The sequence below is a fragment of the Acinetobacter sp. 148 genome (assembly GCF_031196675.1).
Taxonomy (GTDB): Bacteria; Pseudomonadota; Gammaproteobacteria; order Pseudomonadales; family Moraxellaceae; genus Acinetobacter; species Acinetobacter baumannii.
In genome coordinates, this window is record NZ_JAVIMT010000090.1 from 151,145 (window position 1) to 172,698 (window position 21,554).

Annotated in this window: 23 protein-coding genes; 15 read left to right on the forward strand and 8 right to left on the reverse strand. The window is 37.8% G+C overall.

Features of this window, described 5'->3' with window-relative positions; genetic code table 11:
• Positions 1-44: 44 nt before the first annotated feature.
• Both uraH and RFX69_RS18330 read right to left on the reverse strand, forming a co-directional pair.
• Positions 45-446, reverse strand: a complete 402-nt coding sequence (uraH, locus tag RFX69_RS18325; protein ID WP_000167347.1) for a hydroxyisourate hydrolase — start codon at positions 444-446, stop codon at positions 45-47.
• Positions 447-456: 10 nt separating this feature from the next.
• A complete protein-coding gene (locus RFX69_RS18330) occupies positions 457-924 on the reverse strand; it encodes a heme-binding protein (protein ID WP_085941192.1) in 468 nt (155 codons plus the stop codon).
• A 125-nt stretch (positions 925-1,049) separates the two neighbouring features.
• Here RFX69_RS18330 and RFX69_RS18335 point away from each other — a divergent pair, with 125 nt between their 5' ends.
• The 10 genes from RFX69_RS18335 (at position 1,050) to RFX69_RS18380 (ending at position 11,365) form a co-directional block, all read left to right on the forward strand.
• Positions 1,050-1,721 carry a heavy metal response regulator transcription factor gene (locus RFX69_RS18335; RefSeq protein ID WP_001221364.1) on the forward strand — a complete coding sequence of 224 codons (672 nt, stop codon included), beginning with the start codon at positions 1,050-1,052 and terminating at the stop codon, positions 1,719-1,721.
• Entirely contained in the window at positions 1,718-3,121 is a 1,404-nt protein-coding gene (locus tag RFX69_RS18340; protein ID WP_001009555.1) for a heavy metal sensor histidine kinase, read from the forward strand. Before RFX69_RS18335 ends, RFX69_RS18340 begins: the two co-directional genes overlap by 4 nt.
• 96 nt (positions 3,122-3,217) lie before the next feature.
• The gene (locus RFX69_RS18345) at positions 3,218-3,781 is read left to right on the forward strand and encodes a lipocalin family protein (RefSeq protein ID WP_000770558.1); all 564 of its coding nucleotides are present in this window, start codon (positions 3,218-3,220) and stop codon (positions 3,779-3,781) included.
• Positions 3,782-3,900: 119 nt separating this feature from the next.
• Positions 3,901-4,872, forward strand: a complete 972-nt coding sequence (locus tag RFX69_RS18350; protein WP_271055758.1) for an acyl-CoA desaturase — start codon at positions 3,901-3,903, stop codon at positions 4,870-4,872.
• Positions 4,869-6,131, forward strand: coding sequence for an NAD(P)/FAD-dependent oxidoreductase (locus RFX69_RS18355; protein ID WP_271055757.1), 1,263 nt, complete (start codon positions 4,869-4,871; stop codon positions 6,129-6,131). Before RFX69_RS18350 ends, RFX69_RS18355 begins: the two co-directional genes overlap by 4 nt.
• Positions 6,132-6,152: 21 nt before the next feature.
• Complete coding sequence (locus tag RFX69_RS18360; protein WP_271055756.1) at positions 6,153-6,944, forward strand: DUF1365 domain-containing protein; 792 nt, start codon at positions 6,153-6,155, stop codon at positions 6,942-6,944.
• Positions 6,941-8,140, forward strand: coding sequence for a cyclopropane-fatty-acyl-phospholipid synthase family protein (locus RFX69_RS18365; protein WP_271055755.1), 1,200 nt, complete (start codon positions 6,941-6,943; stop codon positions 8,138-8,140). Before RFX69_RS18360 ends, RFX69_RS18365 begins: the two co-directional genes overlap by 4 nt.
• Before the next feature lie 29 nt (positions 8,141-8,169).
• Positions 8,170-8,949, forward strand: coding sequence for a DUF1295 domain-containing protein (locus RFX69_RS18370; protein WP_289332369.1), 780 nt, complete (start codon positions 8,170-8,172; stop codon positions 8,947-8,949).
• A gap of 8 nt (positions 8,950-8,957) precedes the next feature.
• Positions 8,958-10,004 (forward strand): cyclopropane-fatty-acyl-phospholipid synthase family protein, encoded by a 1,047-nt coding sequence (locus tag RFX69_RS18375; protein ID WP_000345898.1) that lies wholly within the window; start codon positions 8,958-8,960, stop codon positions 10,002-10,004.
• A 32-nt stretch (positions 10,005-10,036) separates the two neighbouring features.
• Positions 10,037-11,365 carry a HAMP domain-containing sensor histidine kinase gene (locus tag RFX69_RS18380; RefSeq protein WP_289332370.1) on the forward strand — a complete coding sequence of 443 codons (1,329 nt, stop codon included), beginning with the start codon at positions 10,037-10,039 and terminating at the stop codon, positions 11,363-11,365.
• Here RFX69_RS18380 and RFX69_RS18385 read toward each other — a convergent pair.
• From RFX69_RS18385 to RFX69_RS18400, 4 genes are all read right to left on the reverse strand, one after another.
• Complete coding sequence (locus tag RFX69_RS18385) at positions 11,362-12,057, reverse strand: response regulator transcription factor (protein ID WP_000526534.1); 696 nt, start codon at positions 12,055-12,057, stop codon at positions 11,362-11,364. The two genes, RFX69_RS18380 and RFX69_RS18385, sit on opposite strands and share 4 nt — an antisense overlap.
• A 17-nt stretch (positions 12,058-12,074) precedes the next feature.
• Positions 12,075-12,569: a chalcone isomerase family protein gene (locus tag RFX69_RS18390; protein ID WP_271055753.1), complete on the reverse strand. Its 495-nt coding sequence runs from the start codon at positions 12,567-12,569 to the stop codon at positions 12,075-12,077.
• The gene (locus tag RFX69_RS18395) at positions 12,536-13,108 is read right to left on the reverse strand and encodes a nuclear transport factor 2 family protein (protein WP_000692365.1); all 573 of its coding nucleotides are present in this window, start codon (positions 13,106-13,108) and stop codon (positions 12,536-12,538) included. Before RFX69_RS18395 ends, RFX69_RS18390 begins: the two co-directional genes overlap by 34 nt.
• A gap of 154 nt (positions 13,109-13,262) precedes the next feature.
• Positions 13,263-13,769 (reverse strand): GNAT family N-acetyltransferase, encoded by a 507-nt coding sequence (locus RFX69_RS18400; protein WP_000894317.1) that lies wholly within the window; start codon positions 13,767-13,769, stop codon positions 13,263-13,265.
• A gap of 139 nt (positions 13,770-13,908) precedes the next feature.
• Between RFX69_RS18400 and RFX69_RS18405 the strand changes: the two genes are divergently transcribed.
• Positions 13,909-14,637 (forward strand): aspartate/glutamate racemase family protein, encoded by a 729-nt coding sequence (locus tag RFX69_RS18405; protein WP_289332371.1) that lies wholly within the window; start codon positions 13,909-13,911, stop codon positions 14,635-14,637.
• A gap of 14 nt (positions 14,638-14,651) precedes the next feature.
• Here RFX69_RS18405 and yddG read toward each other — a convergent pair whose 3' ends face one another.
• On the reverse strand, positions 14,652-15,563 hold the full coding sequence (gene yddG, locus RFX69_RS18410; protein ID WP_000042006.1) for an aromatic amino acid DMT transporter YddG: 912 nt from the start codon (positions 15,561-15,563) through the stop codon (positions 14,652-14,654).
• A 350-nt stretch (positions 15,564-15,913) separates the two neighbouring features.
• Here yddG and RFX69_RS18415 point away from each other — a divergent pair, with 350 nt between their 5' ends.
• Positions 15,914-17,281 (forward strand): sorbosone dehydrogenase family protein, encoded by a 1,368-nt coding sequence (locus tag RFX69_RS18415; protein ID WP_289332372.1) that lies wholly within the window; start codon positions 15,914-15,916, stop codon positions 17,279-17,281.
• Between the two features lie 27 nt (positions 17,282-17,308).
• On the forward strand, positions 17,309-17,761 hold the full coding sequence (locus RFX69_RS18420) for a GNAT family N-acetyltransferase (protein WP_001166565.1): 453 nt from the start codon (positions 17,309-17,311) through the stop codon (positions 17,759-17,761).
• A gap of 57 nt (positions 17,762-17,818) precedes the next feature.
• On the opposite strand, the gene RFX69_RS18425 is transcribed toward RFX69_RS18420, so the two are convergent.
• The gene (locus RFX69_RS18425; RefSeq protein WP_289332373.1) at positions 17,819-19,021 is read right to left on the reverse strand and encodes an MFS transporter; all 1,203 of its coding nucleotides are present in this window, start codon (positions 19,019-19,021) and stop codon (positions 17,819-17,821) included.
• A 138-nt stretch (positions 19,022-19,159) separates the two neighbouring features.
• On the opposite strand from RFX69_RS18425, the gene RFX69_RS18430 reads away from it, so the two are divergent.
• Both RFX69_RS18430 and RFX69_RS18435 read left to right on the forward strand, forming a co-directional pair.
• A complete protein-coding gene (locus RFX69_RS18430) occupies positions 19,160-19,726 on the forward strand; it encodes a TetR/AcrR family transcriptional regulator (RefSeq protein ID WP_072617747.1) in 567 nt (188 codons plus the stop codon).
• 428 nt (positions 19,727-20,154) lie between these two features.
• Positions 20,155-21,453 carry a dicarboxylate/amino acid:cation symporter gene (locus tag RFX69_RS18435; protein ID WP_000347180.1) on the forward strand — a complete coding sequence of 433 codons (1,299 nt, stop codon included), beginning with the start codon at positions 20,155-20,157 and terminating at the stop codon, positions 21,451-21,453.
• Positions 21,454-21,554: the final 101 nt, after the last annotated feature.

Here is a 21,554-nt window from a genome sequence, read left to right on the forward strand (position 1 = left end):
AATCAACCCCTTTATTTGTACAACAGATAAAGGGGGTTTTTATTTTAGTTGCCTCTATAGGTTGAATAACCGTAAGGGCTAAGTAGTAACGGAATATGGTAGTGATTTACGCTTCCATCGACTTTAAAAATTACTGGAACCTCGGCAAAAAAAGTTTGTTGTTTGTTCTTCTTAAACCAGTCTTCAGTTTTAAAGGTAACTTTATAAACTCCTTGCTCTAGTTTTTTATTTTCTGGATAGAGCGCAGTAATACGACCATTTGAATCGGTCACTTGCTGGTTGAGTTTAACCCACTGGTTATTGGTATTTTTTTCTAAAACCACTTCAACCTGAGAAGAGGGCAAACCCGTCTCTAGATTTAACACATGAACACTTAGTGGATTAGTTTGTGCAAATGTAGCTGAAGCTATAAATAATGAAGATAAAGCAATAAATGATTTAGTCATGATGAACTCCTTATGAACGAAAAACGGTTTCAATGGCTTTGCTTGCGCATTGATTGTCATTTTGTGCGCCGCCAGCACCTGCAACCCCAATGGCTCCGATCACTTGGTTCTCAAAACGGACAGGTACGCCACCGCCTAACAAAAGTAAATTTGCTACGGTAGTTAAATTTTTTGCATCGGGGTTTTGGTTACTATTTTGGCTTAAAACTAAGGTCGATGTTTTGGTAGATAACGCGGTATAGGCTTTTTTCTCGGCAGCCATTAAGTTATGCGGGCCCACCAACTCATGCCGTTCGGCAGTTAATGGATTACCACCGCGATCTACAACAACAACCGCAATGTTTTGATTTAATTTTTTGCATGCCTCTTTTGCACTGTCGGCTAGCAGGTGGGCAGTTTGAAGATCTAACGAATAAACTTGATTCAAAGCAGGGGGCTGTGCAAAAGTACTACTACCGAATAGCATGGCTGCTAACATCAGCCAGTTCAATTTTTTCATGATGATTGCCTCTATGTCGCTTTGAAAATCTTAAACAAATTGCTTAATTTCAAGCATGACAATCACATTACAAAGTTGTCATCTTTCAAATGAGTCTCTACAAAATGCGTATCCTTATTATTGAAGACGAGATCAAGATCGCCACTTATTTGGTCAAAGGATTAAAAGAGTCTGGATATCAAGCGGAGTGTGTTCACTTAGGGCTGCAAGGTTTGGAAATGCTAAAGAGAGATCAATATGACTTGCTTATTCTTGATGTCATGCTGCCAGACATAGACGGCTGGAGCGTATTACAAGTCCTACGCCAGTTTTCAAAAATTCCGGTGATTTTTTTAACGGCGAAAGATCAGGTGATGGATAGAGTGAAAGGTTTGGAGTTGGGAGCAGATGATTACTTGGCTAAACCCTTTTCCTATATTGAACTGTTGGCACGCATTAAAAGTCTGTTAAGACGACAGCAATATCTGCAAGAAAATGAGTTGTCTATTAGTGATCTAAAAATGGATATGGTTGGTCATAAAGTATGGCGTAGTGGCAACTTAATTGAGCTGAGTAAAACCGAATTTAATTTGTTGCGTTATTTGTTGCTCAACAAAGAGCAAATTGTGACGCGCAGACAAATTGGTTCCGAAGTTTGGAATATTAACTTTGACACCGATACCAACTTTATTGACGTCGCAGTACGCCGTTTACGAAGCAAAATTGATGAGGGATATGAATTAAAACTTATTCATACCATACGTGGCTTGGGCTATAAAATTTCGGTTAGTTTATGAACTTTAAATTTGTGCGTTCTCTTGAAGTCCGTATTACATTACTGGTCACGCTTTGTTCTGCCTTAATTTTATGTTCAGTCGGCTTTATGACCTATTTGGGTATTAACCAGATTTTGTTAAAGCAGCAAGATAAAGCTTTAGCAGACAGAATTAACCGTTTGGAAATTTTGCTGCAAGATAGCGAAAATGTAGAGCAAATCATTGCGCGGCCTAAGCTGTATCAAAACATGCTTGGCAATCAAGACAACTTATTTCTTTTTATTCATAAAGACAAAACTTTAATTAATATCAATCCGCTTCACATTCAACTACCTCCGCTTGCACAGCGCGACAGTCTTCAATTTCAAGATTTAGCTAACAACTCATATCCAACGAGAATTGCGTGGAAAACCATAAAAATTAATAACGAACCTTATCTGCTCATTGCAGGTAAACAATGGTCGGAACGCATTAATATTCTTTTACCTTTTCAAGAAAGTCTCTTGATCTATGTGGTCGGGGGCGTGTTTGCGATCTTTGTGCTTTGCATTTTAGTGTGTCATTTAGGTTTAAAGTCGCTACAACAGCTTCGCAAGCAAACTCATTCTATTAACGTAAATCAGCTACAAAAACGGTTAAACCTCCCAAATTCACCTTTAGAAGTTGATCTGCTTTCAAAAGATATAAACCACATGCTTGAGCGTATTGAAAAGGGCTATACGCAGCTCAACCGTTTTTCTGAAGATATCGCACATGAGTTCCGCACACCTTTAAATAATCTGATTGGGCAAACTGAGATTGCTTTAACTGGTGAACGTTCGGTTGAACAATATGAAGATTTACTGGTTTCTCATTTAGATGATTATCACAGATTAAAACGCATGATTGATAGCATGCTTTTCTTGGCAAGAGCCGATCAGAAAATGGTGCTTGTAAATAAACAAGAAATAAACCTCCAAGATGTTATGGATAGGTTATGCCAGATTTTTGAATATCAGGCCGAGGAACAAGACTGTCATTTTAGTTTTAACTTAGAAGCTCAAACTTTATTTGCAGATCCTGAGCTTTTTCAAAGAGCCGTTTATAACCTGATTTTAAATGCGTTGGTTCACGGTGGTGACAAGCGAACTATTTATATCGCAACAAAACATAAGATGATTGAGCATAAGCAATGGGTGAGTCTGACTGTGGTCACGGGTGGTATTTCAATTGCTGAACATCAACTTGAGCATCTTTTTGAAAGATTTTACCAATGCCACTCAAGTCGAAGTGATGAGAATCAAACAGGTGGATTAGGTTTGTCGATTGTTGCTTCAATTCTGGATCTACATCATGGCCGCTATCGAGTTTATAACACGGTTGAGGGTGTGTGCTTTGAGCTTGATTTTCCAGTTGCAGATGCACTAAAGAAATACAATTAAATCCTTATTAATGTTGCTTAATTTTTAAAATTCACACTTTGTTCACAGCCCTCTGACGTATGTTTAAACGTATGAAATAAACAGAAGAGGGCAATCATGAAATTATTATTTAAATCACTTGTCATCAGCAGTAGCCTTGCAGCGGTCAGTTTAATGCTTCCTTTGAGCACCTTTGCAGACACCAATACTAAACCTGTCGCTGTTGATTCTATTGATATTAATAAATACGCAGGTAAGTGGTATGAAATTGCGCATTTACCTATGTTTTTTCAGCGTAATTGTGTAGCCAATACAACTGCAAACTATTCTATTAACGCGGACAAAACCGTTGGTGTTTTAAATAGCTGTACGACTAAAAAAGGCGAAATGATCTCATCTGAAGGAGTTGCTTATCCGCAAAATGAAGGCAACAGTAAATTGAAGGTAAGCTTTTTACCTTCTGGCCTTAGATGGATTCCTTTTACAAAAGGCGATTACTGGGTTTTAAGAGTTGACCCAAATTATCAGGTTGCTTTAGTCGGTGGCCCAAGCCATAAATATTTATGGATTCTTTCTCGTAGCCCTCAACTTGATGAAGCGACATATCAGTCTTATCTGCAAACCGCAAAAAGCTATGGCTACGACGTTTCCAAACTCGTTAAGACAACCCAGTCTAAATAGTAAAGTGCTGGTTGCATAGATGCTTATATTTATCTCGTAATTGAGTGAACTTCACATAAAATTCATTGCGCATTTTCTAAATTAGAACCAAAAGAAATGCTTTAGATCAGGAAGAATCAATGTCTAAATTTTTTCTGCGCTGGATCGATAGCTGGTCAGATTCAGAAAATGCGCAAGTGGGTGCTTCTAGCGAATATGTCATTGAAAAGAAAATTCAATGGTTAAGAATTATTCCTTTTATTTTACTGCATATCGCTTGTTTAGCTGCGTTTTGGGTGGGCGTATCTTGGTTCGCGGTTGTTTTCATGCTGGGGTTTTATTTTATTCGCATGTTTGCAATTACTGCTTTTTTCCACCGCTATCTTTCGCATAAAACTTTTCAGACATCACGTATTGTTCAATTCATTTTTGTACTGATCGGAACCATGAGTGCGCAGCGAGGACCGTTATGGTGGGCAGCTCATCACCGTTATCACCATCACTTTACCGACACCGATCAGGACCCGCATTCAGCGAAAGCAGGCTTTTGGTATTCGCATGTAGGCTGGTTTTTAAATGAACAGAATTTTGCTACTCGAAAAAAAGTCATTAAAGATTGGTTGAAATATCCAGAGCTGATTTGGCTAGACCGATTTAGTTTGCCTATTGTGATTTTGACGGCCTTAGCAATTTATGGTTTAGGTTTGTGGCTTGCACAACATTTTCCTGAGTTGGGCACCAATGGCTTACAACTTTTAGTGTGGGGATTTGTGATTTCCACTGTTCTATTAACACATGCAACCTTGTGTATTAATTCACTCGCTCATCGTTATGGCTCACGTGAGTTTAATACCCCAGATGATAGCCGTAATAATTTTCTACTTTCATTAATTACCTTGGGTGAAGGATGGCACAACAACCATCACTTTTACGCAGGCAGTGTGCGACAAGGCTTTTATTGGTGGCAGATTGATATCACTTTTTATGTGCTTAAACTGATGTCTCTATTTGGTTTGGTGTGGGGGTTAAAGCCAGTACCAGACAAGGTTTATCAATATAAAAAGATTAAAAATTTATCGATAGAAAAAATTGAAAACGGTGAAGTGTTATGAAAATTGCCATTATTGGTTCGGGTATATCTGGACTTTACGCAGCTTGGAGATTGTCAGAACAACATCACGTCACTGTGTATGAAAAAAATAATTATTTTGGCGGTCATACTGACACTCACGAGCTAGAGATAGAAGGCACTAAAGTCGCGGTAGATAGTGGTTTTATTGTGTTTAACGACTATAACTATCCGTTATTTACTGACATGCTTAAAAAATTAGGCGTAGAAACTCAAAGCAGTGATATGAGTTTTTCGGTGAATAATCTGGTCAGTGGACTTCAATATAACCCTTCAAAAAAATGGTCGCTCTTTGCCCGTCCGCAGAACTTTTTAAACCGAAAATTTCTGCAAATGCTCTCAGATTTGCTGCGTTTCTATGATGATAATAAAGATATAGATGTGGTGGATATCGATCCTAATTTATCGATTGAAGAGTATTTGGACCTTCACAAATATAGTCATGAGTTTCGTTATGAACATCTTTATCCGATGTGCGGTGCCTTATGGTCGGCATCTGTTGAGCAAGTAGGACAAATTCCATATCGATTTGTGGTGAGCTTTTTTCAACATCACCGCATGTTGCAGTTAAAAGACCGCCCACAATGGCAAACAGTTAAACACGGTTCGGCAAGCTATATTCGTGCTATTCAAAAGAAATGCCGATCTATTGAGTGGAAATTTGCAGAAGTAAAAGCTGTGAGTCGTTCACCAGAAACTGTGTTGATTGAAACCGTTGAAGGGCAATCGCAATATGACTGGGTGATTTTTGCGAGCCATGCTGACGATAGCCTAAGTTTAATTAAAGATGCGTCGGAGCTTGAACAAGAAATATTAAGCCAATTTGGTTATCAAGATAATCGAATGGTCGTCCATCGTGATCTTTCAATTATGCCTAAAAGCCGTTTGCAGTGGGCAAGCTGGCATGTACATGTAACACCAAAATCTCAAGTTCAAAACGATGAGTCCGACATACATTATGGTTTTACCTACTGGATGAACAATTTGCAGAATTTATCCTGCGCTACGCAAATTTTTTCTACTTTAAATCCGAATATGAAAATCAAAGCCGAAGACATCTTGGTTGAGCGGCAATACCGGCATCCCGTATTTGATGCAAAAGCGATTAAAGCTCAATCTCGTTGGCGCGAAATTAATGGGCAAAATCGTACTTCATTTTGTGGAGCATATTGGGGCTGGGGCTTTCATGAAGACGGCGCCCGCAGTGCAGCACGTGTTGTTGAGCAACTCTTAGCGTTATAAGAATAAATAAGGAGCTTTCAAATGTTATTAAATAAACTTGCTATCGCTCCTGCGCTTATTCGTCATCGGCGTTATAGCCCTAAACCGCATGAGTTTACATCGACCTTAAATTATTTATGGTTCGATCCAGATCAATTAGTTGATATTACAAACGATTGTTCACTCTGGTCGACCGATCATTGGAATGTATTAAAACTATCTAAAAATGATTTTTTAAACATGTATCACGGTTCTATAAGAGACAGAGTAGAGAAAGCGATACTGCAAAATAATCACTTACACCTTCGGCCAGACTGGCAAATCCGAGTGTTGGCTTTGCCTCGTTGTTTAGGTTTTCGGTTTAATTCAGTCGTATTTTATTTTGTTTTAAATAAAGCCGGGAAACCGTTATTTATTCTTAGTGAAATTACCAATACCCCGTGGAATGAACGAAAAGTCTATACACATGACTGTATAAAACAACAAGGACAGGCGGGTGACTATCAAAGTTTCGATTTTAACTTTGAAAAATCATTTCATGTTTCGCCGTTCATGCCCATGCAGTTGACTTACCGTTGGCGATTTAGTTTTTCGGATCAGCAGAATGTCATTCACATGCAGCTTTTTGAAGAGCAGAAACAAGTCTTTGATGCCACTATGCGTTTTGAGCTTGTGCCCATCACATTTCCTTCACAGCAATATCGATATGCTCTTATAAACAGCCTAGCGCCTTTTAAAATGTTGTTTTCAATATATTTACAGGCATTTAAGTTGTGGCGAAAAAAAGTTCCATTTTATCGTCATCCTAAAAAGATCAAGGTAGATAAGACATGATAAAAACATTTCTTTATGGTGAAGATGACTCACTACCGTTACTGCTCAAGAGTCTTCTTAAATTACGTCATGGACAGATCACTTTTCAGGGCACGTGGAATGGGACGGTCGGTGAAGTTTCAGACTTACATGCTGTGATTGAAGTTCACAATCCTTTATTGATGGATCTTATTTTAAAAAATGGTGTTTTGGGAGCAGCAGAAGGCTACATCCGTGGTGACTGGAGCAGCGAGCACCTTGTCGAGTTGATCCAGATCTTGGCGCGCAACCGAGCTGTATTGGACCAAATCAACCAGAATGTTATTGCTCAAGCGAGCCAGTTTTTTCTTAAAGCTTGGTATCAAAATCGAAAGAATTCTATAAGTGGTAGCCGTAAAAATATTGCCGAGCACTACGACTTAAGCAACGACTTTTTTAAATTATTTTTAGATCCGTCTTTAATGTATTCGAGCGCAGTTTTTGAAAATGAAAGCATGACCCTCGAAGAAGCATCTGATTTAAAAAAAGAGATCATTTGTAAAAAGTTAGATTTAAAACCGCTAGATCATTTGGTTGAAATTGGAAGTGGGTGGGGTGGTTTTGCCATTTATGCAGCTCAACATTATGGCTGTAGAGTAACCACCATTACCATTTCACAAGCTCAATATGATGAAGCCGTTACTCGTGTAAATGAAGCTGGCTTGGCACATCGAATTGATGTGCAACTTAAAGACTACCGTTTGCTCGAAGGTAAGTTCGATAAGCTGGTTTCAATTGAAATGGTTGAGGCAGTTGGTGCGCAATATTTATCGACATACTTTGATCAATGTAAAGCACTCTTAAAACCGAAAGGTTTGGCATTTATTCAAGCCATTACCATTGAAGATTTCCGATATAAAAAAGCATTAAATACAGTTGATTATATTAAGCGCTATATTTTCCCTGGTAGCTTCATTCCTAGCATAAGTGTATTAACTCAAACTGCTTCTGAAAGTGGTTTAAGGTTAAAACATTTAAATGATATTGGTTTAAGTTATGCACAAACACTTCATCACTGGCGAGCGCGGTTTTTAGCAGCGCGGGAACAAGTATTGGCTCTAGGTTTTGATGAAAACTTCATTCGCATGTGGGATTTTTATTTATGTTATTGCGAAGGTGGTTTTAAAGAAGGCGTGATAAGCAATGTTCACTTGTTGTTTGAAAGTACCAGTTACTGACTCAAACCGCTCAAGTAAGGAGACTGCTCATGTTTTGGAATTTACTGATTCTAGATTTAATGATCATGTTGCTGAGCTGGCTACTTGCCACTCTAAATGGCCGAGCTGGAATTGTAGATGCTGCATGGAGTTTCTGTCTGGCAGTAAACATTATCGTGTCTTCTTTACTCATTTCAGTTGCCCCAGTTGAAGTGCGTTTTTTTATCGGTATTTTTAGCGGCTTATGGTTTTTAAGATTATTTTGGCACCTGTTAAGACGTTATCAATCTGAACAAAAAGAAGATGGCCGTTACGCGAGCATGCGTAAAGCGATGGGTAAGTTTCAGCATATTGGCTTTTTATTCTTTTTTATCTTTCAAACACTTTTAGTGCTTTTGTTCTTTTTACCGATGTGGACGCTACTCAATGTAGAGGCAACTGAATGGAGTAGTGGATATAAAGTCGCTTTAGTAATTACTGGTGTCATCATGGCAATTGCTTTCATGGGAGAGCAGCTCGCTGATCAGCAGTTATACCGATTTAAATTAAATCCAGATCATCATGGCAAAACGATGGATCAGGGTTTATGGCGTTATTCACGTCACCCCAATTATTTTTTTGAATGGTTACACTGGTTTGCCTATCCAATTATTGGTTTAGCGGCAGGCCAATATGTATTGTGGATTTATCCGTTACTGATGTGGCTATTTTTATATTACGTCACGGGTATTCCATTTAGTGAAAAACAAGCAATTAAAAGTCGCGGTCAAAATTATCTTGATTATCAACAAAAAACATCAATGTTTATTCCGCGAAAACCAAAAAAATAGGTGCGTATATGGATTTTATTGTTCATCAGTCTTTGAAAATTGTTGAAAGTGGTGTGATTCCAGATCATGCAATTCGAGCTGCAATTCGAGCTTTAAGTAAAAAGCGCTTAATCCAAGAAGGCCGTTATGACCCTGAACAAGGGGCGCATCGCTACATGGATGTGCTTAATATGCTGAAGAAGAGCGAAATCGCGGTTGAAACGGATAAGGCAAATGAGCAGCACTATGAATTGCCGACCGAGTTTTTTCAGGCGGTGCTTGGAAAAAGACTCAAATATAGTGCGTGCTATTTCCCGACTAAAACGACAACTTTAGATCAGGCAGAAGAGTTGGCTCTTCAGATTTATTGTGAAAGAGCACAACTTAAAAACGGTCAACAGATTTTAGAGTTAGGCTGTGGCTGGGGTTCTTTAACTTTGTGGATGGCAGAAAACTATCCACGCTCACAGATTACTGCTGTTTCAAATTCTGCAACGCAGAAAAAGCATATTCTTCGGCAAGCAGAATTGAGAGGTTTAACCAATGTTGAAGTGCTTACCTGTGATGTGAATGTACTCGACTTGGACCAAGACAAGTTTGATCGTGTTGTATCGGTCGAAATGTTTGAACATGTTCGTAATTACCAACTTCTTTTTGAAAAAATTCAGGGCTGGTTAAAGGCAGACGGCTTACTTTGGTGTCATATTTTTTGCCATCGCTTTTTACATTATCCTTTTGAAGTGAAATCAGATTATGATTGGATGTCCAAGTATTTCTTTACTGGTGGTTTAATGCCTTCGACTTCGACTTTTTTGCATTTTCAAGAGCATTTAGAGTTGACCCAACAGTGGCAATGGTCGGGTGAGCACTATATGAGAACGGCAAATGCTTGGCTTGAGAATATGGATAACCAAGAAGTCGAACTGAAACCACTGTTTAAAAAAATCTATGGAAAAGATGCCAATATTTGGTGGCAACGCTGGCGTATTTTCTTCATGGCTTGTGCTGAGCTATTCGGTTTTGAGCAAGGACAAGAATGGGTCATTGGTCACTTTTTATTTAAAAAGCGATCATAGTAATTTCTATAGCCTATCCCGGCGATAAAGATATGATAAGAACTCGACATGATGGCAAAACGAGTCATCCATTAGCCCAAATGTTCAATCGATATTACTGGTTGCAAATTGGTCTGATTGCATTATCGATCGTGGTCGGGTTGGCTTGTAGTGCTTGGGTGATTAAGGGTTCTTTACTTAGAACCGCTTTAGAACAGGAAATGGAGCATTACTGGTTACGTATAGAACGTAACCCAAATGCTGATTTACCAGATACTAAAAATTTATATGGATATCGGTGGAATACACAGGTCGCGCCTCAACCTTTTCGGGGCATGCATTTAGAAAGTGGCGTGCACCGAGTATTCGTTGATGGTAAAGAACGAATGACGGTCTATGGTGAGCGTAATGGTCAACATGTTCTATTGGTATTTGGCGAAAGCAATGTTAATAAGCTGATCTGGTTATTTGGTCTTGCTCCACTCATGTTCAGTTTATCTGTTCTATATAGTTTTTTGTGGTGGTCAAACCGAAGAGCAAGACGCTATTTTTCCCCAATTACGCGTTTAGCAAATGCTTTAGAAAATATTGATTGGGCACATCAAGACACTCAGGCATCTCCTTTTAGAGATATTAATACCAATGGCAATATGGAAGCCGAATATCTCAAACAAGCTTTAGAAAAATATCATCAGGTTTTAAGTGATTTTATTCGACGTGAAAGAGAATTTACTGGAGATGTGAGCCATGAGTTACGCACTCCACTCACCATTTTGAAAGGTAATGTACAACTGTGTCAGGTGAAATACGGAGACGATAAATCTTTAGTCCGTCTTCATAACACAATTGAAGATATGCAGTTGCTCGTCGATACCTTACTGGCGATTGCTCGGAATACGGTAAAAAGCTTGCCGTCTGAGAAAAATTTATTATCCAAAACGGTAAAAGATCTTGTTGAAAGTTTAGAAGCGGTGAGCGCGGGTAAAGGGATACAGATTAATATTCAACCTGATGTTTCTGAACAGCCGCGTTGGTTATATCCTTCTATGACTCAAATGGTTTTAGGTAATATTTTACGTAATGCGCTGAACTATTCTCAAGGCTCACAAATCGACATTATTCAACAAAAAAACAGCCTGATTATTGCTGATAATGGAATTGGAATTTCTTTACCTAACGATGTGAAAGTGCAAGAGCTCAGCGATTCGCAACTTTCCTTAAAGGCTAAAGGTCATGGCATTGGTTTGCAATTGGTACAAAAGCTTTGCAAACAACTAGGATGGAGAGTGGAGCTGTTTGATCGACAATATTATTTAACCACTCATCCTGAACTCGATTTGGAGCCAACCACAGGCTTAATTGTTGTGGTCTATTTAAGTTAAGTCGCGGAATCTTCCAAAGCAATTTTTAAACCGACACCTGCCACTGTATGTAATAGCTTTGGGTCAAAAGGTTTATCAACCATTTTTCTTAAGTTATAGATATGACTGCGTAACGCATCACTTTCAGGCTCTTCGTCGCCCCATAATTCCATCATCAGTTCTTGCTTGGTCACCACTTTTGGAGACTGGCGCATCAAAATTTTTAATAGTTTGAATTGAATAGGGGGTAACTCGATATTATTTCCAGCACGAACCACGGTTTGAGTTGCGCTATCAAGAATTAAGTCGTGAATTTGAATTTTATGGTGAGTGACTTCGCCAGCTGCTCTTTTTATTAATGCACGAATCCGCATCACTAGTTCATTAAAATCAAAAGGTTTTACCAAATAATCATCTGTTCCAGCGGTAAAACCTTTAAGTTTGTCATCTAAAGTATCTCTTGCTGTGAGCATAAGAACAGGAATATCAACGCCTTGTTCGGTGCGTAGCCAGTTGCATAGGTCATAACCCGAGCCATCGGGCAAATTTATATCTAGCAACAAAAGATGATAATGCTGAGATTTGAGAAAAGTCCGTGCAGCCTCTAAATTACGTGCATGATCGACAACATAACCATGCACTTCAAGAAATTCGCAGACCGTTGCTGCAAGTTCAAAATGGTCCTCAACCATGAGGATAAAGTGATTACCCATGAGATTTTATTAAGCCATTAATTTAATAATTGTTGTTTTAATTTAGCATTAAACGGTTCACTACCAAACCAGATTTTAAAATATTGATTTGCATTCGGATTGTTCAAAGAACCGAGTAGCTTCTGGTTTAATTTCAGTTCTAGTTTTTGATTTTCATGTTGATAATAGAGACTATAAAGATCTCCACTCTTAATTGGCATATATAGTTCATTAATATGATTAAGCGGAGATTTAGCATCAAAGCCGCTAACATTTTTCTTCAAAAAGTGCGTGGCTGCGCGTTTAAATGCCCATTCGGGAATATCGCGGTTATAGCTAAAGTCCATTTTGATGCTTTGGCTTTGCCAATTTTTTTGGCAATCTTCAGCAAAGTAACTGACATTTCCCACCTTTTTACTCGTAACCATTAAAGGTGCTGAACTGCATTTTTTCAATTCAGCCGCATTGGCTTGAGATACGATTAAGATTCCTAGAAATATCAAGATTCGACTTTTTTGAACGGCAATATCCATTTATATACTCCTCCAAATATGGGTAAAGAACGGTAGAGGCCATTCGCTGGATCCCAATAATCTTGCTGGAAAATAATTTTTTGTTGGTCATTAATCTTAATTTGACTAATTCCATAAGAAGCCATCGTTTTTGAACGACCTAGCATTTTAAAGTCATAGGTCATGTACCAATGAATGTAGGCTGTATCTTGGTGATGAGTTGCACTAATGAGTTTTACCGTGACATTATTCACTCGGGCATTCATGCCTTCAAAATGCTTAATCAGATCTTTCTTTTGAGAGAACTGCGAGAGTGTATCGTTGATATAGAGCTGATCAGCGTAAAGATTGCTAGCATTATTAACAAAAGAAGGAGTACCGAGCGTATTAAATGCAGCGACAAAACGATTGCCCACATCTAGCGCCTGTTGGTCATCTAATTCTATACCAGTAATTTTTTGTTCAGCTTTGCCATAGTCACCTGAGTAGCTAGGCACACTTTTACACGCCGTTAAACCTGCCAAGGTAATCAGCCCTAGGGCTGTAGTTATAATTTTCATGTCTATATCCGAGCCAACTTTATAAGATTAAATTAAAGAGCTGGTCGTGAATTTTGCGTGAATTCTTATGTTTTATGATTTGGGTTTAATAGTGGTTTTCTTGAAACCAATAGATCTTCATTCACTTAAAGTTTTTTAAGGTAATACGTTATTTTTATCGAAGAAATGACAGGTCTTCTTTGAAAAAGATAACATCCATATTCATGTAACTAGATGAATTTGTTTTTTCAAAACCAAGTTTATTTAATAGGTTATGGGCAGGTAAATTATCTTTTTCTGAAAAAGCGATCACATGCTTAAAATTTCGATTTTTCATGTCTTCAATTAGCTTAAGTGAGGCTTCGACAATATAGCCTTTATTTCGTTCACTTTTAATAATTCTAAAACCTAGTTCAGCTTCTTTCTTGCCATCAACTTCACAATTTTCAAAACCGCAATAACCAATAATTTGATGGGTATCTTTTAAGACGATAGCCATTTTGCCAAAATTATAATTTTTATAATGCTCTAATATTTCAAAAAAACGAGTCTTTGCAGCTTCAGTTGTTAAGTCACCATAAGGTGAAAAAGCCATAAAATCTTTGTCTTGTAACATCTCAATGACTGTAGATAAATTTTCTTGAACAAATGGTTTTAAGATTAAGCGGTCTGTTTCTAACATAAAGTTCTTATTAAATCGTTTTATAAAATTATAGTTTATAAGATGAATAATAATTTAATAAAGAGAGCAATTTTATTCTAGCTGTCTATTTATCTAAGAAGATATAGATAAGCTTTAGGTTCAGCAAAAGGTTTAAATAATGAAAACAATTGGTTTACTCGGCGGCATGAGCTGGGAGTCTACAGCACTTTACTATCAACAAATTAATAGAATGGTTCAGAACAAGTTAGGGAAACTACATTCAGCCAAAATCATTCTAAATAGTGTCGATTTTGAAGAAATAGCAGCATTACAATCGAAAGGTTTGTGGCAAGAAGCTGGAGCCTACTTAGCTGAGCAAGCACAAAATTTAGAAAAAGCAGGGGCAGATTGTATTTTAGTCTGTACTAATACCATGCATAAAGTAGCGCCTCAAATTGAAGATGCCATTACGGTTCCATTTATACATATTGCCGATGCCACAGCAAAAGAAATTTTAAGTCAAAATATCCGAAAAGTTGCACTGTTGGGAACCGCTTTCACCATGGAGCAAGACTTTTATAAAGCCAGATTACAAGATCATGGAATTGAGGTGATTATTCCAAATGATGCAAATCGGAAAATAGTACATAGCATTATCTATGACGAGCTTTGTTTAGGTGTGATCAACCCCGATTCGCAACACAAATACACGACCATTGTTGAAGAGTTGATTGGGCAGGGTGCCGAGGGCATTATTTTGGGGTGTACCGAAATTTGTATGTTGATTGGTGATATCAAATTTTCTGTGCCTCTATTTGATACCACCACCATTCATGCGAAAGAAGCTGTAAATTTTGCATTAGAGCAAAAAACGGCAGCCCGTTCTATTGCTGCTAGTTCGGTATAAATACTCATCAGCTTTTAATTTATTCTGAAATACGAACGAATCACAGCCCAATTTGTTGAAAGCCAGCAGATAAGTGAACCCGCCGTGACCATGGCTGTACCTTGCCAAAAGCTGATTGATAACTCTGTCTGTAAAACCAGCATGGCAAGTAAAGATGAAATGATTGGGGTAAAGTAAGAAGCAACCACCAGCATGGTAATGTTGCCATGAATAATGCCAATATTCCATGCTGCATAACCGAGGCCAATTGCAGCAGAAGCAACGATTAAAGATAAAATTGTATTTAAATCGAGTGAAGGCAAACTCACTTGGCCGCTAAAGAGCAATTTTAGCCATAAGGTTAGGGCAACACCAAGAAAGAAAATAGAAATAGGGTTTTGTCCTTTACCCATTTTCTTGGTCAACACACAGTAAAAAGCCCAAATAATGGCACCTATAAAGGCCAAAACATAACTTAAAGGATTACTATGAAAATTATCGACAACACGACCTAAACTAAAATCTCCGTTCCCGGTCTGAATAAAAATGATACCGGAAATTGAAATGAGTAATCCTAAAATAATAAACACATTAAATTTTAACTCTCTAAAAATAACAAAAGCTAAAACAGTCAGGCTTGGCCAAAGGTAGTTTACAATACTTACTTCAATCGCTTGTTGCGCCGTCTTTGAATAGGCAAGTGCAAACGAAAAGCAAAGCTCATAAGCAATAAATAAAATTGCCCCTAAAATTAAATATTTCTTAGAAATTAATTTAAAATTTGGCACCCTAAAAATAATGAGCAGGAGTAAAGCACTTAAAGAATAGATCAGCGTAATGCCAACATCTGGACCGATTGCGGTCGTAATATGTTTTACAAAGCCCACCATAGAGGCCCACATTAGGATGGCACTTAAACCAATCAAGGTTGCTAAATTTTTTGACATAAGAAATAAATGAACTTAATTGAACACCTGAGCTACAGTGAAAGTTAAAAATAATTAAAGTAAGTCAGGGTAAAGGAATTTTTAATTAAAAAATAGGCACAATAAACCAAATTACTTAATAAGTATTATCAGCCAACATAAATACTTTTGGTAATTAAACTAAATGCCAGGTATTAATTTATAGCTAAGCATTAGAGTAAGTTAAACCTCTAGAAAACACCCAGTTATGTATTAAAATTTTAAAAATATAGACTGTAATGCTCAGTACAGTTAAATAAATCAACTATAAGTCTCTCTTCTAAAGCATTACCCTGTGTTTATTGCGAAAAAATAATAAATGGAGATAAAAGATGCTTACACGTTTTTTACTGCCGATTTTGGGCACTACCGTTTTAGTTACAGGCTGTGCTTCGTCCTCTCAATATCCGATTAACGAGAGTTATGGTCCGGAACCAAAGTTGCCTGAACCGAAAACAAGCTTATTTCCGACCGTAAATATAGCACCGGCACAAGGTTGGCCAAGTGGTGTGATGCCGACTCCGGCAGAAGGTTTAAAAGTAAAAGCATTTGCTAAAGGACTTGAGCACCCACGTTGGCTCTATGTATTACCAAATGGTGATGTGCTGGTGGCTGAAACGGATGCTCCGCCTAAACCTGAAGACAGCAAAGGGATTAAAGGCAAAATTATGACCTTCGTAATGAGACGGGCAGGGTCATCTCATCCAAGTGCAAACCGAATTAGTTTACTCCGTGATACGAATGGCGATGGTATAGCTGACCAAAAAACGGTATTCCTTAAAAACCTAAACTCACCGTTTGGTATGGCACTGGTAGGCAATCATTTATACGTTGCCAATACGGATTCACTCATGCGTTTTCCTTACCAAGAAGGGGAAACACATATTACTTCAACCGGTACTAAAGTATTGGACTTACCGGGTGGGCCTCTAAACCACCATTGGACCAAAAATGTTATTGCCAATCGTGAAGGGACAAAGCTCTACATTACCGTTGGCTCCAATAGTAATGTGGCCGAAAATGGTCTAGATCAAGAAAAAGGCCGTGCACAAATTATGGAGTTCGATATTGCAAGTGGTCAGTCACGTCCATTTGCAACAGGACTGCGTAATCCAAATGGTATGGCTTGGCAACCTCAAAGTGGCAAACTTTGGACAGTTGTAAATGAGCGCGATGAAATTGGTAGTGATTTAGTACCCGACTATATGACATCGGTACAAGATGGCGCTTTTTATGGCTGGCCTTATAGTTACTATGGTCAACATGTAGATGTACGAGTCAAACCACAAAATCCTGACATGGTGGCTCGTGCAATTAAACCAGACTATGCTCTAGGTAACCACACTGCTTCGTTAGGTCTTGCATTTTATACAGCCGAACTCATGCCACAATTTAGAGGCGGAGCATTTATTGGACAACATGGTTCTTGGAACCGTAAACCACATAGTGGATATAAAGTCATTTTTGTGCCATTTAGAAGTGGTCAGCCCTCTGGTCCACCGCAAGATATTTTGACAGGGTTTTTAAGTGAAAAAAGCAAAGCGTATGGGCGTCCTGTCGGGGTAGCAATTGATTTTTCGGGTGCAGTATTAGTCGCAGATGATGTTGGTAATACAATATGGCGTGTTTCACCAGTTGCTGAAACAACTTATGAGAGTCCAACCCAGCAATCCATTCGTAGTTCAGTGACTCAACCTTAAAAAGGTTGGACAAAATAGGTTTATTTTATGCAAATATTACGGTTATCTGATTACCCTCAATACAAAGAAATGGCTGCACAGTGGTTTTCTGAAAAATGGCAAATCCCTGTGGAAGCCTATCTTGAGAGTATTCAGATTTCCATTGATCAAAAGCATGCTATTCCACAGTGGTACATTGTTTTAAATAAAGATAAGCATTTAATTGCTGGATCAGGAGTCATTGATAATGACTTCCATGAGCGTAAAGATTTAACACCAAACTTATGTGCTTTATTTGTAGAAGAGAACTATCGAAACCAAAACATTGCAAAACACATTTTAGATTTTGTACGTGAAGACTTGAGTAATCAGGGCATCCAAACACTTTATTTAATAACAGACCATACCGAGTTTTATGAAAAATGTGGTTGGCGGTTTTTAACGTTGGTAAAGGATGAGGAAGGCGAGATGGTACGTATGTATGTAGCAGATACTTTTTAATAGAACTTAAAGAGCATCTATTAAAAAAATAGCCTCTAGTGAGGCTATTTTTATGGCTTATTTATCTTTAAAATTTTTAATAATCATTAGAAGGGCGACCAGTGACAATAAGATAATAAAACCAATATAACTATTTGCCGTACTCATCAGCCCAATTTTACCTACAAAATAGCCAGCTAAAATTGCAGGAATACTAAAAGCCAAATAACTTTCAACAAAAAAAGCAGCCATAAGACCCGCACGTTCTTCAGGAAGTGCCAATGGCATTACACTACGAATAGCCCCCATAAACGCCGTACCAAAACCAACTCCAGTAATAATAGAACCTAAAAATAGAACTACTGCATTGGTTAGGTTAATGGCGATGAATAAGACAATGGCACCAATAGCAATCGAGAGCGTACCGGTTAATAAAATACGGAAATTTGTCGACTTCCTAAGCGTTAATATACCTACCGCACCGGAAAGGGCGAGCGCCATAAACATAATCCCGTTTAGCCATGCCGATGACGTGTGGAAAATTTTTGCCAGTAAAGATGGCATAAGCGATAGAAAGAAACCACTGACCATCCAAAGTGCAATGTTAATCGGGCTAATACTCAATAAAGCGCTTTTTGTCTGTGGGGGAATAGCCATATTGGGTTTTAATGAAGCAAGTGCACCGGATCTTCTTTGTGCGGTCTCTGGAGTAAGAAAACTTAAAATGAGTTCACAAATAAGAAGAAAACATAAGAACTCAAAAACAAGCTGTAAGGGGTGGGCAGAGAATTGCAAAATAGAACAAGTCAGAAAAATCCCAACAGCCATACCTATCATTGGTGCAATACTATTAATCAGTGAGCCATGAAGCTTACTAAAATCTAAAATTGCTGCGCCCATAGCTGAAACAGCAAGCCCTGTTGCGATTCCTTGTAAGCCTCGGGCGATAAATAACATCGAAACATCTGAAGCAAATAAGAAAAAGCTCATTGAAATAATTTGCAGAGAAATAGCTGCAATAATGACTGGGCGGCGTCCAATATAATCAGACAAAGAACCAATAATGAGTAATGAGCCAAGCAGCGTAAAAGCATAGGTGGCAAAAATCAAAGTCAATGTAACCGGTGAAAATTGCCAAAGCTGTTGGTATAGACGGTAGAGTGGTGTCGGCGCACTAGATGCAGCCATGAATGTCATGAGCGTGATGGTATTAAGTGTCAAAGCACTTGCCGCATCTAATTGAAAAACAGCTCTTGACCGTTTTGAACTTGAATTGTTCATATAAGATGAATAACATAAAAGCAAATATTTAGCTTTTATACATTATTTTTCCACTAAAGCAAATCCTTAGCTTTAGTATATTTTGTATATAGTTATAAATATTTATAAATTTTTTTGATCCCTTTACAGAGTTTATAAATGGCAAAAGTTGTTACTGGATTACGCCCTGGTGGACGCAGCGAAAGAATACAAACTGCGGTACATCAAGCTGTAAAAGAACTACAAAAACATTTTGAGCAAAGCCAAATTACTATTCCTATGATTGCAGCGCAGGCAGGGGTTACGCCTTCAACCATTTACCGTCGATGGGGTGACATCAATCAATTATTTTCAGATGTAGCTTTAAATGAACTCAAACCTGACATGGAACCCAAAGATTTAGGTTCGTTCCAACAAGATATTACAGCATGGGTTGAGCAATATTTTGAAGAATATGCTTCAGAGGTTGGGCAAGACTTATTGCGAGACGTACTCTATACATCAAACTCGGATTCTAATGCCCGTAAATGTGAGACTTTAATTATCCAGCAACTCGATATTATTCAAAACAGGGCAAAATTACGTAATGAGCTTACTATACCTAATCAGGAAATCATCGAGGCAGTAATTGCACCTATGTTATTTCGAATTTTATTTACCAATCATGATCTTAGCCTTGAGTATGTATATGACCTTTTAAACCGTCTTTTTATAAAAAATAAGTAGAGAAAATCTATAAAAAGACTAGTCCCTTGTTTTTATTAAATAAATATATATCAATCTTTCTTATTATTTAAAAAATAAATTCTCATAATTTAAGATTGATATGAGGATGAGTTAATCATTTATTTTTGAAATAATTGTTCTGCTCATTTAAAAGTCAAAAATAAACATAGATAATGCATGATGTAATTAATTAAATTATTTTATAAACATGCGTTTATGTAAATTTTTGAAGGCTTTGAGTTTTATGAAACTTATTGAGATAAATATTTTCTATACAAAATTATGCATGGTTTTTAAATTTTACATTTTTTAAATTTATGACACAGGGTGTTTTTTATTCTTTACAATGGCTCCACTTCATTTAAAGCAGCTTGTGGTGCACGCTTTATATTTTATTTTTTTATCCCCATCGAAAAGGTATTTAGATAATGGATTTCAATACCCTTGACCAAGAAACGGTACAGAAAAAACAAAAGTTTCATCAAATTTTGTATGTACAGGTCATCTTTGCAATTATTTTGGGCATTTTAATTGGTCATTTTTACCCAGAACTTGGCGAGAGCTTAAAACCGCTTGGTGATGCATTCATCAAAATCGTCAAAATGATTATTGCTCCCGTAATCTTTTTGACAGTGGTTACTGGTATTGCCAGCATGACAAACATGAGTCGAGTTGGGCGAGTGACAGGTAAGGCAATGCTATATTTCCTTACTTTCTCTAGCCTTGCGCTTGTGGTTGGTATGATTGTGGCTAATATCATTCAACCTGGTAAAGGCCTAAATATTGACCCGGCAACCTTAGTCAACGATAAAGTAAATAGTTACGTTGAAAAGGCTCATGCTACAAATATCACTGACTTTTTCATGAATATTATCCCGCAAACATTAGTGAGTCCGCTTGCTGGTGGTGAAATTTTGCAGGTTCTATTTGTGGCAGTCCTATTTGGTATTTCTTTAGCTGCATTGGGTGACCGTGCACGTCCAATTACTGATTTTTTAAATAACCTCACGGCTCCGGTTTTCTATTTGGTTGGCATGTTAATGAAACTTGCACCAATTGGAGCTTTTGGTGCTATGGCATTTACTATCGGTGCGTATGGAATCGAATCAATCGGTAATTTATTACTATTGATTATGACTTTCTATATCACGGCAGTGCTGTTCGTATTAATCATTTTAGGGGCTGTAGCACGCTACAATGGCTTTTCAATTATCGATTTAATTCGTTACATCAAAGACGAACTCTGGTTAGTTTTAGGTACAAGCTCTTCTGAAGCTGCTTTACCATCTTTAATGGATAAAATGCAAAAAGCAGGTTGTGAAAAATCTGTAGTAGGTCTTGTCATTCCGACAGGTTACTCATTTAACCTTGATGGAACTAACATCTATATGACTATGGCGGCTTTATTTATTGCACAAGCATGTAATGTTGATTTATCAATTGGTGAGCAGGTTGCATTGCTTTTAGTGGCAATGGTGAGTTCTAAAGGTGCGGCAGGGGTAACGGGCGCAGGCTTTATTACACTCGCAGCTACTTTATCGGTAGTACCTGCTGTACCAGTGGCAGGTATGGCGCTTATTTTAGGTATTGACCGTTTTATGTCGGAGTGTCGTGCATTAACCAATTTAATTGGTAATGCATGTGCAACCATTGTGGTTGCCCGTTGGGACAAAGCTCTGGACAAGGATGTTCTAGATAAAGCATTACGCAAATCGAAAACGAATTAATTATTTAATTTTTAATTCGAAATAAAAACCTGTAGCAACTGGCAAATCGGGAGAGGTGCTGTGCTACAGGTTTTATTATTTAATGATCAAAAAATATAATT

Bases quoted from the DNA above. Each gene is read 5' to 3' on its own strand.
- uraH (WP_000167347.1), bottom strand. From the start codon at position 446: ATGACTAAATCATTTATTGCTTTATCTTCATTATTTATAGCTTCAGCT.
- RFX69_RS18330 (WP_085941192.1), bottom strand. From the start codon at position 924: ATGTTAGCAGCCATGCTATTCGGTAGTAGTACTTTTGCACAGCCCCCT.
- RFX69_RS18335 (WP_001221364.1), top strand. From the start codon at position 1,050: ATGCGTATCCTTATTATTGAAGACGAGATCAAGATCGCCACTTATTTG.
- RFX69_RS18340 (WP_001009555.1), top strand. From the start codon at position 1,718: ATGAACTTTAAATTTGTGCGTTCTCTTGAAGTCCGTATTACATTACTG.
- RFX69_RS18345 (WP_000770558.1), top strand. From the start codon at position 3,218: ATGAAATTATTATTTAAATCACTTGTCATCAGCAGTAGCCTTGCAGCG.
- RFX69_RS18350 (WP_271055758.1), top strand. From the start codon at position 3,901: ATGTCTAAATTTTTTCTGCGCTGGATCGATAGCTGGTCAGATTCAGAA.
- RFX69_RS18355 (WP_271055757.1), top strand. From the start codon at position 4,869: ATGAAAATTGCCATTATTGGTTCGGGTATATCTGGACTTTACGCAGCT.
- RFX69_RS18360 (WP_271055756.1), top strand. From the start codon at position 6,153: ATGTTATTAAATAAACTTGCTATCGCTCCTGCGCTTATTCGTCATCGG.
- RFX69_RS18365 (WP_271055755.1), top strand. From the start codon at position 6,941: ATGATAAAAACATTTCTTTATGGTGAAGATGACTCACTACCGTTACTG.
- RFX69_RS18370 (WP_289332369.1), top strand. From the start codon at position 8,170: ATGTTTTGGAATTTACTGATTCTAGATTTAATGATCATGTTGCTGAGC.
- RFX69_RS18375 (WP_000345898.1), top strand. From the start codon at position 8,958: ATGGATTTTATTGTTCATCAGTCTTTGAAAATTGTTGAAAGTGGTGTG.
- RFX69_RS18380 (WP_289332370.1), top strand. From the start codon at position 10,037: ATGATAAGAACTCGACATGATGGCAAAACGAGTCATCCATTAGCCCAA.
- RFX69_RS18385 (WP_000526534.1), bottom strand. From the start codon at position 12,057: ATGGGTAATCACTTTATCCTCATGGTTGAGGACCATTTTGAACTTGCA.
- RFX69_RS18390 (WP_271055753.1), bottom strand. From the start codon at position 12,569: ATGGATATTGCCGTTCAAAAAAGTCGAATCTTGATATTTCTAGGAATC.
- RFX69_RS18395 (WP_000692365.1), bottom strand. From the start codon at position 13,108: ATGAAAATTATAACTACAGCCCTAGGGCTGATTACCTTGGCAGGTTTA.
- RFX69_RS18400 (WP_000894317.1), bottom strand. From the start codon at position 13,769: ATGTTAGAAACAGACCGCTTAATCTTAAAACCATTTGTTCAAGAAAAT.
- RFX69_RS18405 (WP_289332371.1), top strand. From the start codon at position 13,909: ATGAAAACAATTGGTTTACTCGGCGGCATGAGCTGGGAGTCTACAGCA.
- yddG (WP_000042006.1), bottom strand. From the start codon at position 15,563: ATGTCAAAAAATTTAGCAACCTTGATTGGTTTAAGTGCCATCCTAATG.
- RFX69_RS18415 (WP_289332372.1), top strand. From the start codon at position 15,914: ATGCTTACACGTTTTTTACTGCCGATTTTGGGCACTACCGTTTTAGTT.
- RFX69_RS18420 (WP_001166565.1), top strand. From the start codon at position 17,309: ATGCAAATATTACGGTTATCTGATTACCCTCAATACAAAGAAATGGCT.
- RFX69_RS18425 (WP_289332373.1), bottom strand. From the start codon at position 19,021: ATGAACAATTCAAGTTCAAAACGGTCAAGAGCTGTTTTTCAATTAGAT.
- RFX69_RS18430 (WP_072617747.1), top strand. From the start codon at position 19,160: ATGGCAAAAGTTGTTACTGGATTACGCCCTGGTGGACGCAGCGAAAGA.
- RFX69_RS18435 (WP_000347180.1), top strand. From the start codon at position 20,155: ATGGATTTCAATACCCTTGACCAAGAAACGGTACAGAAAAAACAAAAG.